This window comes from Streptomyces sp. NPDC050703, assembly GCF_040654435.1.
Lineage (GTDB): Bacteria > Actinomycetota > Actinomycetes > Streptomycetales > Streptomycetaceae > Streptomyces.
The window spans coordinates 60,399-73,740 of record NZ_JBFAHX010000017.1 but is presented as its reverse complement, the minus strand read 5'-3'; the positions used below and the strand labels follow the sequence as shown (position 1 = coordinate 73,740).

Annotated in this window: 11 protein-coding genes; 5 read left to right on the top strand and 6 right to left on the bottom strand. The window is 73.0% G+C overall.

All coding sequences use genetic code 11. From position 1 onward, the window contains the following. Positions 1–5: 5 nt before the first annotated feature. Positions 6–308: a hypothetical protein gene (locus tag AB0I16_RS18065; RefSeq protein ID WP_363250451.1), complete on the top strand. Its 303-nt coding sequence runs from the start codon at positions 6–8 to the stop codon at positions 306–308. Here the strand turns inward: AB0I16_RS18065 and AB0I16_RS18060 are convergent. Beyond that, entirely contained in the window at positions 235–1,464 is a 1,230-nt protein-coding gene (locus AB0I16_RS18060; RefSeq protein ID WP_363250449.1) for a serine hydrolase domain-containing protein, read from the bottom strand. The genes AB0I16_RS18065 and AB0I16_RS18060 overlap by 74 nt on opposite strands. 272 nt (positions 1,465–1,736) lie before the next feature. Between AB0I16_RS18060 and AB0I16_RS18055 the strand changes: the two genes are divergently transcribed. Then, a complete protein-coding gene (locus AB0I16_RS18055; RefSeq protein WP_363250370.1) occupies positions 1,737–2,081 on the top strand; it encodes an SsgA family sporulation/cell division regulator in 345 nt (114 codons plus the stop codon). Between the two features lie 21 nt (positions 2,082–2,102). On the opposite strand, the gene AB0I16_RS18050 is transcribed toward AB0I16_RS18055, so the two are convergent. Beyond that, positions 2,103–4,334 (bottom strand): MMPL family transporter, encoded by a 2,232-nt coding sequence (locus AB0I16_RS18050; RefSeq protein WP_363250369.1) that lies wholly within the window; start codon positions 4,332–4,334, stop codon positions 2,103–2,105. A 129-nt stretch (positions 4,335–4,463) separates the two neighbouring features. Beyond that, complete coding sequence (locus AB0I16_RS18045) at positions 4,464–5,054, bottom strand: TetR/AcrR family transcriptional regulator (protein WP_363250368.1); 591 nt, start codon at positions 5,052–5,054, stop codon at positions 4,464–4,466. A 232-nt stretch (positions 5,055–5,286) separates the two neighbouring features. Between AB0I16_RS18045 and AB0I16_RS18040 the strand changes: the two genes are divergently transcribed. After that, on the top strand, positions 5,287–8,664 hold the full coding sequence (locus tag AB0I16_RS18040) for a S41 family peptidase (RefSeq protein WP_363250367.1): 3,378 nt from the start codon (positions 5,287–5,289) through the stop codon (positions 8,662–8,664). A gap of 152 nt (positions 8,665–8,816) precedes the next feature. Next, positions 8,817–9,032, top strand: a complete 216-nt coding sequence (locus AB0I16_RS18035) for a hypothetical protein (RefSeq protein WP_363250366.1) — start codon at positions 8,817–8,819, stop codon at positions 9,030–9,032. Positions 9,033–9,101: 69 nt separating this feature from the next. Here AB0I16_RS18035 and AB0I16_RS18030 read toward each other — a convergent pair whose 3' ends face one another. The 3 genes from AB0I16_RS18030 to AB0I16_RS18020 are packed head-to-tail and all read right to left on the bottom strand — an operon-like array spanning position 9,102 to position 12,537. Further along, entirely contained in the window at positions 9,102–9,980 is an 879-nt protein-coding gene (locus AB0I16_RS18030; protein ID WP_363250365.1) for an SDR family oxidoreductase, read from the bottom strand. Continuing rightward, entirely contained in the window at positions 9,977–10,978 is a 1,002-nt protein-coding gene (locus AB0I16_RS18025; protein WP_363250364.1) for an alpha/beta hydrolase, read from the bottom strand. The genes AB0I16_RS18030 and AB0I16_RS18025 overlap by 4 nt, the downstream gene beginning before the upstream one ends. Next, a complete protein-coding gene (locus AB0I16_RS18020; protein WP_363250363.1) occupies positions 10,975–12,537 on the bottom strand; it encodes an NAD(P)/FAD-dependent oxidoreductase in 1,563 nt (520 codons plus the stop codon). Before AB0I16_RS18020 ends, AB0I16_RS18025 begins: the two co-directional genes overlap by 4 nt. A gap of 177 nt (positions 12,538–12,714) precedes the next feature. Here AB0I16_RS18020 and AB0I16_RS18015 point away from each other — a divergent pair, with 177 nt between their 5' ends. Then, positions 12,715–13,341 carry a MerR family transcriptional regulator gene (locus AB0I16_RS18015; protein ID WP_363250448.1) on the top strand — a complete coding sequence of 209 codons (627 nt, stop codon included), beginning with the start codon at positions 12,715–12,717 and terminating at the stop codon, positions 13,339–13,341. Position 13,342: the final 1 nt, after the last annotated feature.

The following is a 13,342-nucleotide window of genomic DNA, read 5'->3' as shown; positions in this document are numbered from 1 at the left end:
GCACCATGCGTACGCTCCGCGCCGCCGCGGCCGTCGAGGCCGCCTCGCTCGCCCTGCTGCTGCTCAACCTCGTGACCGTCCACGCCCCGGCCGCCTCCGCGCTCCTCGGCCCGCTGCACGGCACGGCCTACCTGGTCACCGTCGCGGCCACCTGGATGCTCCAGGACGTCGCGCCCGGCGCCCGGTGGCTCGCCCTCGTGCCCGGCGTCGGCGGGCTGCTCGTCCTGCGGCGGGTCAGGACATCCGCATCCGGCCGACGGCGGACCGCACCGCCCGCACCAGCGCCTGGGCGCGCGGATCGGCCGTGACCCCCTTGGCCATGCCGTTGGTGACGTAGCCGAAGGCGAGGCCCGACTCCGGGTCCGCGAAGCCGAGGGCGCCGCCGCTGCCGGGGTGGCCGAAGGAGCCGGGGGCCAGGAGCGGGGAGGCGCCGCCGTGCAGCATGTAGCCGAGGCCGAAGCGGGTCGGGACGACCAGGACGCGGTCCGGGCCCGAGGACTCCTCGGCGCGGGCCAGCTCGACCGTCTCCGGCGTGAAGAGCCGCCCGCCGCCGTCCACGTCACCGATCAGCGAGGCGTAGAAGCGGGCGAGGCCCTCCGCCGTGGCGATCCCGTTGGCTCCCGCCAGGGCCGCCGCCCGGTAGGCCGGGTCGTTCTCGTCGGGGCGGGACAGCTCCGCGCTCCCGGTGGCCGCGGTGACCGCGCCGTAGGCGCGGCGGGTCAGGGAGTCGGGGTCGGCGTACGCCTCCGCCACGTTCCGCCGCGGCCGCACCCGGAGGCCGCCCGCCGCGGCCGGCGGTTCGATGCCGCCCACCCGGCCGGCCCGCGCCGCCTCCGCCGCCGGGAGTCCGACCCACAGGTCGAGGCCGAGCGGCCGGGCGATCTCGGCCGCGATCCACTCCCCGACGCCCCGCCCGGTCACGCGCCGCACCGTCTCGCCGATGAGCCAGCTGTAGGTCTGGGCGTGGTAGCCGTGGTCGGTGCCCGGCTCCCAGAACGGGGCCTGCGCCGCGACCACCGCCGCCGCGAGGTCCGGGTCCAGCGCCTCGGCCGGGGTCAGGGGGTGGTCGAGTGCGGGCACTCCGGCGCGGTGCGCGAGCAGGTGCCTGACGAGGGTGCGCTCCTTGCCGCGCGCCGTGAACTCCGGCCAGTGGGCGCCGACCGGGGCGTCCAGGTCGAGTTCGCCGCGCTGGTGCAGCAGGAGCAGCGTGGCCGCCGCCACGCCCTTGGTCGCCGAGCGGATGATCTGCGCGGTGCCCTGCTCCCACGGGGCGTCCCCGGCCGCCGGGTCCCCGTCGACGTCCTTCGCGCCGCCCCACAGGTCGACGACCTTGCGCCCGTCGCGGTAGACCGTGACGGCGGCGCCGCGCTCCCCGCGCTCGGCGAAGTTGCGCGCGAAGGCGTCCCTGACCGGTTCGAACCCGGCGGCCACCGTGCCGTGCACGCCCGTGGCAGGAGAGCCCATGGCCACCGCGCCGTGCGCTTCGCCGGACATCCGCCGCGTACCGCCCCTCATGTCATCCATGTCCAGGTCAACAGCGGTCCCGCACCGCCGATTCCCTGCCGTACCACCCTCGCCGTCTTCGGATCGAAGCCGCTCCACGGGCCCCGGTGCGGCCACATCCGAGGGACGCGTTCCGCTTTTCCGGCGGGGCGAATCGCCGTAGATATGGGACATTGGGTGGGGAAACAGAAGAAAAGGAACGCCAGAGAAGCGCCCCGTCGAGGAGCCCAGTGATGTCCGCAGTCGAGCAGTACGCACGCGCCCATCTCGTCACGGACTCCTCCGAGGGCCACCGCGCCGTCCCCGTCCTGCTGCGGTACGACGCGGAGGCCGACCCGCACGCGGTGCGGATCGGCCTCCCCGGCGGTCATGAGTGGACCTTCGCCCGGCAGCTGCTCGAACAGGGACTCCGGGCCCCCGTCACCGCCGGTGACGTGCACATCTGGCCCTGCGGCCGGGTCCAGACGATCGTGGAACACCACGCGGGCGACGGGGTGACGGTCGTCCAGTTCGACGCGTCGGCGCTCATCCGCTTCCTGCGCCGCACCTACGCGGCCGTCACCCCGGTCACCCGCTGAGGGCCCTGCTCTCCCGCGCCGTCAGACGAGGGCCGGCTGCCGGTCGCCGTCCGGGTCGCGCTCGTCCGCCGTGCGCAGCCCCTCGCCCTCGACGTCGACGTTCGGCAGCGCGCGGTCCAGCCACCGCGGCAGCCACCACGCCTTCTTGCCGAGCAGCGCGAGGACGGCGGGTACGAGGGCCATGCGGACCACGAAGGCGTCGAAGAAGACCGCAATCGCGAGTCCGAAGCCGATCATCTTCACCATCTGCTCGCTGGAGCCGATGAAGCCCGCGAAGACCGCGATCATGATGACGGCCGCCGCCGAGACCACCCGGGCCCCGTGCCGGAATCCGGTCACGACCGCCTGGCCGGGCCGCTCCCCGTGGACGTACGCCTCGCGCATGCGGGTCACGAGGAACACCTCGTAGTCCATCGCGAGGCCGAAGACGACGCCCACCATGAAGATCGGCATCATCGACATGACCGGTCCGGTCTGCTCCACGCCGAAGAGCGCGCCGAGCCAGCCCCACTGGAAGACCGCGACGACCGCGCCGAGGGCCGCGAGCACCGAGAGCAGGAAGCCGAGGGCCGCCTTGAGCGGGACCAGGATCGAGCGGAAGACGACGATCAAGAGCAGGAACGCGAGGCCCACGACCAGTGCCAGGTAGGGCACGAGGGCGTCGTTGAGCTTCTGCGACACGTCGATGTTCATGGCCGTGGTGCCGGTGACCATGATCTCCGCGCCCGTGGCGGAGGTGATCCCGGGGCCCGCGTCGCGGATCGCGTGGACGAGGTTCTCGGTCTCGATGCCGCTGGGCTTGGAGGACGGTACGACGCTGACGATCGCGGTGTCGCCCGCCTTGGTGAGCATCGGCGGGGCCACGGCCCGCACGTCGTCGAGGCCGGAGATCGTCTTGGTGATGTGCCGGGCGGCGGCCTTCGGGTCCTTGGCGCCCTTCAGGTCGCCGACCACCATCAGCGGGCCGTTGGAGCCGGGGCCGAAGCCCTCGGAGACCAGGTCGTACGCCTTGCGCTGGGTGGTGGACGTCGGCTGCGCGCCGTCGTCGGGGAGGCCGAGCTCCAGCTGGGCGACCGGGACGGCGGCGGCGCCGAGGCCCACGACGCCGACGAGCAGCACGGCGATCGGGCGGCGCACCACGAAGCGGGCCCAGCGGGTGCCCAGGTTGGGCTTCGGCTCGGCGGAGGCGCCGGCGGCCCCGTCCTTCTTCCTGCCGCCGCCGAACAGCCTGCTCTTGGCGCCCGTCGGCATGACCCGCTTGCCCGCGTACCCGAGCAGCGCCGGGATCAGGGTCAGCGCGATGAGGACGGCGATGACGACCGTGCCGGCCGCGGCGAAGCCCATCTTGGTGAGCATCGGGATGTTGACCACGGCGAGGCCGACGAGCGCGATGACCACGGTGAGTCCGGCGAAGACGACGGCCGAGCCCGCGGTGCCGACGGCACGGCCCGCGGCCTCCTCGCGCTCCCGTCCCTCGGCGAGTTCGCCGCGGTAGCGCGAGACGATGAAGAGGGCGTAGTCGATGCCGACCGCGAGGCCGATCATCATGGCGAGCGTCGAGGTGGTGGTGCCCAGGTCGAGGGCGTCGGCGAGCGCGGTGATGGCGGAGACGCCGATGCCGACGCCGATCAGCGCGGTGAGCAGCGGCATGCCCGCCGCGATCAGCGAGCCGAAGGTGATGACGAGGACGACCGCGGCGACGGCGATGCCGATGATCTCGGTGGACCCGGTCTCCGGCATGGCCTGTAGCGCGTCACCGCCGACCTCGACCGTGAGCCCGCTCTCGCGCGCCTCGTCGGTGGTCTTCTCCAGCGCGTCGCGGTCCTCGTCGGTCAGCTCCATGGAGGTGACCTTGTACGAGACGGAGGCGTACGCCGTGGTGCCGTCCTTGCTGACCGTCTTGGCCACGAAGGGGCTGTCCGCGCGGGCGACCTGGTCCGACCCGGACTTCAGGGCGGCGACGGTTTTGTCGATCTCGGCCTTGTTGGCCGGGTCGGTCACCTTCTCGCCGTCCGGCGCCTTGAACACGACGCGGGCGCTCGCGCCGTCGGCGCTCGCCTCGGGGGCCCGCTTCTCCAGGAGGTCGAAGGCCTTCTGGGCCTCCGTGCCGGGTATGGAGAAGCTGCTGGACGTGGCGGTGGGCGCGGACGCCGCGCCGACACCGGCGAGGGCCAGCAGCGCCACCCAGATCAGGGCGACGAAGTGCCGTCGCCGGAAGGCAAGTTTGCCGAGTTTGTAGAGGAACGTTGCCACGGAGGCGTACTCCCGGTCAGGTCGTGGTGACTGCAGGGCAGGGGTGATGAGCCCGACGACGTGTGGGGACACCGCCCACGTGCTCCGGGCGGTGGGGGAGGTGCGCGTCAGGAAGGGGCGGGGAGCGGGTCAGACGCCGAGGGCGGGGAGGATCACGGCATCGATGTACGAGGCGAGGAACGCGCGGTCGACCGGACGGTCCTCGATGAGGTCACGGGCGACGAAGCCGCCCACCATCATGTGGACGACGTAGTCGAGCGCGGGATTGTCCGCGGCGACCTCGCCGCGCTCCACCGCTCTGCGCAGCAGATCGCTCAGACCGGTCAGCTCCGGCTCGATGAGCAGGTCCCGCAGCGCCCGGTGGAGTTCGGGGTTGTCGTGGATGGCGTGGAACAGGCCCCGCATCAGCGCGGCGTCCCGCTCCATCTGGCAGTCGTCCGAGCGGGCCACCATCTCGTTCAGGTCGCCGCGCAGCGAACCGGTGTCGATGTCCGCGAGGGACGCCGGCTTGTTGTGCCGCAGCGCTCTGGCGATCAGCTCCGGCTTGCTCCCCCACTGGCGGTAGAGGGTGGCCTTGCTGGAGCGGGTGCGGGTGGCGACGGCGTCCATCGTGAGCGCGTCGTACCCCACCTCGCGGAGCAGGTCGAGCACGGCCTCGTACAGCTCGGCCTCGCGCTCGGGCGTGATCCTGCTGCGCCGCGCGGTCGCCGCCTCAGCCATGGTCGTCGCCTCCTGTTCCGAACGAAACGGTTTCGTACTCCAGCATCGTATGCCCTGCCCTATCGAAACGAAACGGTTTCGTACGTGTGCTGGGTCACGTCCGTCACGCCGGCTCGCGTCGGCCGGTGTCGGCTCGCGTCCGTCACGTCAGCTCACGTCAGCGTGTACCGGCTTCCGCACTCATACGTGTTCACGAGTTGCCGGTGGCCTACGCGCGGAAAAGCATGGTGAGGTGACCGACGAGCGCGACGATGCCCAGGCCGACCACTCCTACCTGCGATTTCCGCACCTCAGCGGCGACCGCCTCTGCTTCGCCGCCGAGGACGACCTCTGGGTGGCCCCCCTCACCCCCGGGGGCACCCCGGCCGACCGGGCCTGGCGGGTCACGGTCGACCGGACCAAAGTGGGCCACCCCCGCTTCTCGCCCGACGGACGCCACATCGCGTACACGACCTGGCGCAGCCTCGACCCGGAGATCCACCTGGCTCCCGTGGACGGCGGGCCCGCGCGCCGCCTGACCTACTGGGGCAGCTCCGACACCCGGGTCTGCGGCTGGTCCCCCGACGGCGACATCCTCGCCGTCTCCTCGCACTGCCAGCCCTTCTCGCACCTCTGCTGGGCCTACAACGTGCCCCTCGACGGCTCCCCGGGCGGCCGACTGCCCTGGGGCCCGGTCCACGACATCGCCGTCACCGACTCCCTCGCCGACGGCGACTGCGAGCGCAAGACGCTGCTCCTCACCGGCAAGCCGCCGCACGAGCCCGCCGCCTGGAAGCGGTACCGCGGCGGGGCCACGGGGCGCCTGTGGATGCACGGCGAGCAGATCCTCGAACACCTCGAAGGGCACCTCGACTCGCCCATGTTCGTGGCCGGGCGCATCGCGTTCCTCTCCGACCACGAGGGCGTCGGCAACCTCTACTCCTGCCTGCCCGACGGCACCGACCTGCGGCGCCACACCGACCACGACGCCTTCTACGCCCGCCATGCCGCGAGCGACGGCACGCGCGTCGTCTACCAGTGCGCCGGCGACATCTGGCTCGTCGACGCGCTCACCGCCGACTCCGTGCCGCGCCGCCTCGACGTACGGCTCGGCGGGCCGCGCGCCGGGCGGCGGGTCTACCAGGTCCCGGCCGCGAGCCACGTCGACGCGCTCTCCGTGGACGCGACGGGCCGGGCGAGCGCCGTCGTCGTACGCGGCAGCCTGTACTGGCTGACCCACCGTGACGGCCCCGCCCGCACCATCGCCGACACCCCGGGCGTCCGGGTCCGCCTCCCCGAGATGCTCGGCACCGGCGGCCAGGTCGCCTACGTCACGGACGCCGAGGGCGAGGACTCCGTCGAGATCGCCTACCTGCCGCGCGCCACCGGCGTCCGGCCGCCGCGCAGGCCGGTCAGCGGCGGCCTCGGCCGCGTCCTCGAAATGGTGTCCGACCCCGAGGGGGAGCGGCTCGCCGTCGCCTCGGACGACGGCCGGCTGCTGCTCGTCACCCTGGCCGACGAGGCCGGCGCCGCCGACCTCAACCGCGGGCTCCGCGAGGTCGGCGAGGTCCGCGCGGCCGAGCAGGCCGCCGAAGCCGCCCCCGACGAGGAGCCCGCCGAGGTCACCGAGCTGATCAGATCCGTCAACGGGCCCGTCCGCGACCTGGCGTTCTCCCCCGACGGGGCCTGGCTGACCTGGTCGCACCCCGGCGTGGGGCGCTCCCTGCGCCAGATCAAGCTGGCCCGCGTCAAGGGGCCCGGCGCCCATACCGTCGTCGACGTCACCAACGGCCGCTTCGAGGACGAGAACCCGGTCTTCACCCGCGACGGGCGCTACCTCGCCTTCCTCTCCTGGCGCGGCTTCGACCCCGTCTACGACGTGCACACCGGCGACCTGTCCTTCCCCCTCGGCTGCCGCCCCTACCTCGTACCGCTGTCGTCGGCGACGCCCTCGCCCTTCGCGCTGCTGCCCGACGGGCGCCCGGTGGCGGGCGGCCTCGACCCGTCCGACGGCAGCGCGGGCGACGGCACGACGACCGTGGAGACCGAGGGCCTCGAATCGCGCGTCACGCCCTTCCCCGTCGCCGCGTCGAAGTACTCGGCGCTCCAGCCGGTCAGCGGCGGCGGCCTCGTCTGGCTGCGCTGGCCGATCTCCGGGGCGCTCGGCGAGACCTTCGTGAACCCCGCCGACATGTCGGGGCGGCCGACCCTGGAGTACTTCAACATCGCCAAGGCGAAGAAGTCGCAGCTCGTCGACCACCTCGACTGGTTCGCCCTCAGCGGCGACGGCTCCCGCCTGGTCGTCGTCGACGAGGGCGACCTGTCGGCCGTGCCCTCCACCGAGCCGGGCGACGGCGACACCACGGTCTGGATCGACCTGCGGCGCATCCTGCACGAGGTCGACCCGGCCGCCGAGTGGCGCCAGTCCTACGCCGAGGCGGGCCGGATCATCCGCTCCTACTTCTGGGACCCCGACATGTGCGGCATCGACTGGGACGCCGTGCTCGACCAGTACCGGCCGCTCGTCGAACGCGTGGCGTCCCCCGACGAGTTCGCCGACCTGCTGCGGGAGGTCCTCGGCGAGCTGGGCACCTCCCACGCCTACGTCTCCGCGGCCCGCCGCAACGAGGGCCCGCCCCACTACCAGCGCGCGATGGGCCTGCTCGGCGCCGACCTCGTCCGCAGGGACGGCGGCTGGATGGTCAAGCGCATCCTGCCCGGCGATTCCTCCGACTCCAAGGCGCGCTCACCGCTCGCCGGTTCGGGCATCCGCGAGGGCGCGGTCCTCACGCACGTCGACGGCCGCCCCGTCGACCCCGTGGCGGGCCCCTTCCCGCTGCTCACGGCGGCCGGCGCCACCACGGTCGAGCTGACGTTCATCCCCGCGGAGGGCGAGGGCCGCGCGCGGCGGGTGGCCATCATCCCCCTCGTCAACGAACGCCCCCTGCGCTACCAGGACTGGGTCGCCAAACGCCGCGAGGTCGTACGGGAGTTGAGCGGCGGCAAGTGCGGCTACCTGCACATCCCCGACATGGGCGGCTCCGGCTGGGCCCAGTTCAACCGCGACCTGCGCCTTGAGGTCTCCCGGCCCGCGCTCATCGTGGACGTGCGGGGCAACGCGGGCGGCCACATCAGCGAACTGGTCGTGGAGAAGCTGACCAGGAAGATCCTCGGCTGGGACATCACGCGCAACGCCCAGCCCGTCTCGTACGCGTCCAACGCGCCGCGCGGCCCGATCGTCGCGCTGGCGGACGAGGCGACGTCGTCGGACGGCGACATGATCACCGCGGCCTTCAAACTCCTCGGCCTCGGCCCGGTCGTCGGCCGGCGCACCTGGGGCGGCGTGGTCGGCATGACCGGACGGCACACGCTCGGGGACGGCACGGTGATCACCGTGCCGATGAACGCGGGCTGGTTCGAGGCGTACGGCTGGGGCGTGGAGAACCACGGCGTGGCACCGGACATCGAGGCCCTGCGCACGCCGCTGGACTGGGCGGAGGGCCGCTACGCCCAGCTCGACGACGCGGTACGGGTGGCGCTCGACCTCCTCGAACAGCACCCGGCGGCGGTGCCGCCCGGCTACGACGACGTACCCGACCGGCGCAGGCCGCCGCTGCCGCCCCGCTCCTGACTCGGCGGTGACACTGCGTACTTGATCGAAATGCGAGGTTCATCCCCCCGTGTAAATCTGGTCGGGGCCTCACCGGGGCGCCAACCCCCCACCGGGGCACCAACCCTCACCGAGGCCCCGAACCCCTCACTGACAACAGGAGTGAAGAACGCATGGGCATCAAGGACCAGTTCCAGGACAAGGCGCAGGACCTCGCCGACCGGGCCAGCCGGGCCAAGGGCTCCGCGGGTGACAGGGACGAGACCCGCGAGCGCGCCTCCCGGGCCCGCGACGAGGCGAGGAACCGCGCCTCGCAGGCCCCGGACCAGGCCCGCGACGCGGCCCGCCGGCGGCAGGACCGGCTCGGCCGGGACCTCGACGAGGTCTGACGCCGCACCCCGCTCGTGCGCAGGAGGCCCCCGGGACGCCGGGGGCCTCCTGTTCCGTTCCGGGACGGATCACCGCGCGGCGCGCGCCGTCTCGTCCGCGGAACCGCCCGCTCCGACCAGGCCCTTCGGGACGCCCTTGAGCCGCGGCTCGAAACGCCGCATCTCACGCTGCCCCACCGTCCCGATGATGGAGGGCAGATAGCCGCGGACACCCTGCATGCCCCGCAGCCACCACTGCGCGTACACATGGCTGGAGCGCCGCTCGACGCCGGCCACGATGCGGTCGACCGCGGGACCCAGCGGATACGTCTTGTTGGACGGCCACGGCAGCCGCTGCCGCAACTCCCGCATCACGTCGTCCTGGTCGGCGCCCCGCACCATGTCCGTGTCGGTCCAGGACAGATAGCCGACGCCGACCTTGACGCCCTTGTGGCCGACCTCGGCCCGCAGCGCGTGCGCGTACGCCTCGACGCCCGACTTCGACGCGCAGTACGCCGTCATCATCGGCGCCGGGGTGATCGCGGCGAGCGAGGCGATCTGGAGCAGGTAGCCGCGGCTCTCCATCAGGACGGGCAGGAAGGCGCGCCCCGTCACCGCGGAGCCGATGAGGTTCACCTCGATGACCCGCCGCCAGGCGTCCGGGTCGGAGTCGGCGAAGGGGCCGCCGCCCGCGACGCCCGCGTTGGCGACGACGATGTCGACCTTGCCGAAGCGCTCCTTGACCTCTTGCGCGACCCGCGTCATCGCCGCGTGGTCGGTGACGTCCGCGTACCAGTGGGCGGACTCGGTGTGCAGCCGCTCCGACACCTGCTTCAGCTCGTCCGGCTCCAGGCCGACGAGGGCGACCCTGGCCCCGCGCGCCGACAGCTTGCGCGCGAGCAGTTCACCGACTCCGCGCGCCGCGCCCGTGACGACCGCGACCTGCCCCTCAAGGCTGACCCTGCTCATGCGCCCTCCTTCATCCGTACGGACTTCTCCTGCACGGACCTCTCCTGCACGGACTGCGCTTGTACGGACTGCGCTTGTACGGACTGCGCCTGTACGTACGTCGTGACGAGTTCTCCGATGCGCCCGTTGACCGCCTCGGGCGCCTCCACGGGCGTCATGTGCCCGACCCCGGCCAGCTCCGTGAGCCCCACGCACTCCGGCAGCGCCTCCGCGAGCCGCCGCGCGTGCACCACGGGCGTGAGCCGGTCGGCGAGTCCGGCGACGACGGCGGTGGGCACCCGCAAGGCCCCCACCTCGACGTCGAGTTGCAGGGTGGCCAGTACGTGGGACCAGCCGTGCCGCACGGCCCGCGGGCAGGCGTGCACGATCCGCGCGCACGCCTCGACCCTGTCCGGCGCCGCGCCGGGGCCCATCGTCCCGTACCGCAGGATGCGCCTGGCGAGCGGCGTGACGGGGCCGAGCGGCGCCCGTGAGCCCAGTACGGAACGGGTGATGCGGGTCCGCAGCCGCCCGGCCCGCAGCGGCACCACCCGCGACTCGTCGACCAGGCCCGAACTGCCGGTGCTGCACAGCAGAACGGCCGCCGCGTGCTCACGGAACCCCGGACGGTCCCCCGCGGCCATGATCGTCATGCCGCCCATCGAGTGCCCGACGAGCACCGCCTTCTCGCCCGGCGCCAGCGTCGCCGCGAGGACCGCTTCGAGGTCGTCGGCGAGCGCCCGCGTGCTGTAGCCGTCGGGGTCCAGGGGCGCCGCGCTGCGCCCGTGCCCCCGCTGGTCGTAGACGATGACCCGGTGGTCGGCCGCGAGTGCGCGTATCTGCGCGTCCCAGAAGAGCGTCGAGCAGGTCCAGCCGTGCGCGAGCACCACGGCGGGCGCGCCGTCCGCCCCGGACACCTCGACGTGGATGCGGGCCCCGTCGGCGGAGACCGCGGTCACCTCGCGCCCCGCGGCGTGCGGCGCGCGCGGTCCGCTCAGGTCGCGGGTCAGCCGGCTCACGCCTGGGCCCCCGCCCGCACGTCACGGGAGCCGCCGGCCATCGCGACCGGTGGCCTCGCGGGGCGCAGCACCTCGTACTCGGAGAGGTCCACGCGCCGTGTCGCCGCCCTGAACTCGGTGGTCGTGCCCGGCCACACGGTCGTGTTGACGCCGTTCTCGTCGAGGTACCAGCTGTTGCAGCCGCCGGTGTTCCACACCGTGCGCTTCATCCGCTCCTGCACCCGGACGTTCCAGGCGCGCACGGCCTCCGGCCTCGCCGCGAGCGCGGCGCGGCCACCGAGCACGTCGAGCTGCCGCAGGTAGTCCGCCATGTAGTTCAGCTGGGACTCGATCATCAGGATCATGGAGGAGTTCCCGAGGCCGGTGTTCGGGCCGATGATCGTCATCCAGTTGGGGAACCCGGCGGCCGTCGCGCCGCGCAGCGCGTTCATGCCGTCCTTCCAGGTCTCCATGAGCGTGAGCCCCTCGTCGCCCACCACCCGGTCGGCGATCGGCATGTCCGTCACGTGGAAGCCGGTGCCGAAGATGATCGCGTCGGCCTCGGTCTCCGTGCCGTCGGCACCGACCAGGGTGTTCCCGCGCACCTCGGCGAGGCCGCTGGCGACGACGTCGACGTGGGGCCGCGCGAGGGCCGGGTAGTAGGTGTTCGACAGCAGGATGCGCTTGCAGCCGATGCGGTACGTGGGCGTCAGTTTCCGCCGCAGCGCCGGGTCCTTGATCGCCCGGTACATGTTCCGCTTGGCGAGGTGCTCGACCAGGCCCAGCTCGTCCGGCCGCTTGGTGAACGCCTGGACCTGCAGTTCCCTGATCCCCCACAGGATGCCGCGCCGCGCCTGGGTGGTGAACGGCAGCTTCCGGTGCAGCCAGCGCTCGGCCCCGGTGATGGCGCGGTCGGCGCGCGGCATCACCCAGGGGGGCGTGCGCTGGAAGAGGGTCAGCCTGCCGACCCGCTCCTGGATGGCGGGCACGATCTGGATGGCGGAGGCGCCGGTGCCGATCATCGCCACGCGCTTGCCGGTCAGGTCGTAGTCGTGGTCCCAGCGGGCGGAGTGGAAGACCTTGCCGGGGAAGGTGTCGAGGCCGGGGATGTCCGGGGTTTTGGGGTCGGAGAGCGGGCCCGTGGCCGAGACGACGACGTCGGCGGTCAGGGACCCGCCGCCACTGGTCCCGATCTCCCAGCGCAGCCGCTCGGCGTCCCAGCGCACCAGCTCCACCTCGGTGTGGAGGCGGATGTGCGGGCGCAGCCCGAAGGTGTCGGCGACGCCCTCCAGATACTCCTGGATGCGGCCCTGGCCGGAGAAGGTGCGCGGCCACTCGGGGTTGGGGGCGAAGGAGAAGGAGTAGAGGTGCGAGGGCACGTCGCAGGCGCAGCCGGGGTAGCTGTTGTCCCGCCAGGTGCCGCCCACCGAGCCCGCCCGCTCCAGGACGACGAAGTCGGTGATGCCCTCGCGCCGCAGCCGGACGGCCGCCCCGAGGCCGCCGAAGCCGGACCCGATCACCGCCACCCGTACGTGCTCGCGCTCGCGCCCCTGCTCAGGGCCACGCTCGTGCTCGGCCATGCCGCCGCCTCCCGAAGTACCCGACTCCGCCAGTAATCACTGGCGCAATGGGGAGAGTAGAACACCGCCGTACTCATGGGTAGGGGTTGGGACGGGAAAGTTACCTGCGGTACGCCCTAGGCTTCCCCCGTGGCAGACGAACAAGAGAACGGATCAGGGGACGTACGGGAGTACCGCATGGCCGAGCTGGCCGAGGCGGCCGGCATCACCGTGCGCACCGTCCGCTTCTACCGCGAGCGCGGCCTGATCCCGCCACCCCGCCGCGAGGGCCGCATCGCCTGGTACGACGAGCACCACCTGGCAAGGCTCCGCACGATCGCCGCCCTCCTGGAGCGCGGCCACACCCTCAACGGCATCGCCGAACTCTCCGACGCCTTCGACAAGGGCCGCGACGTCGGCGAACTCCTCGGCATCGGCCGCCCCACCGAGGAGCAGCCGGTCCGCCTCACCCCCGAGGAACTCGCCGACCACTTCGCGGGCGAGGTGACCCCGGAGAACCTCGTCGCCGCCCTCGACCTCGGCTACCTCGGCACCGACGGCGACGAGCTGGTCCACATCAGCCGCCGCCTCCTCGACGCCTCCTCCACCCTGGTGCGCAAGGGCGTCCCCCTGGCCGCGGTCCTGGAGGCGGGGCAGCGCGTCCGCGCGCACGCCGACGCGCTCGCCGACCTGTTCATCACCGTCCTGCGCGCCCACGCCCCCGACACCGCGGAGACGGACGTCGAACAGCTCCGCCCCCTGGCCAAGAGCGTGGTGGAGGCGGAACTCTCGATGGCACTCGACCGCCGCCTCCAGCAGCCCTAGC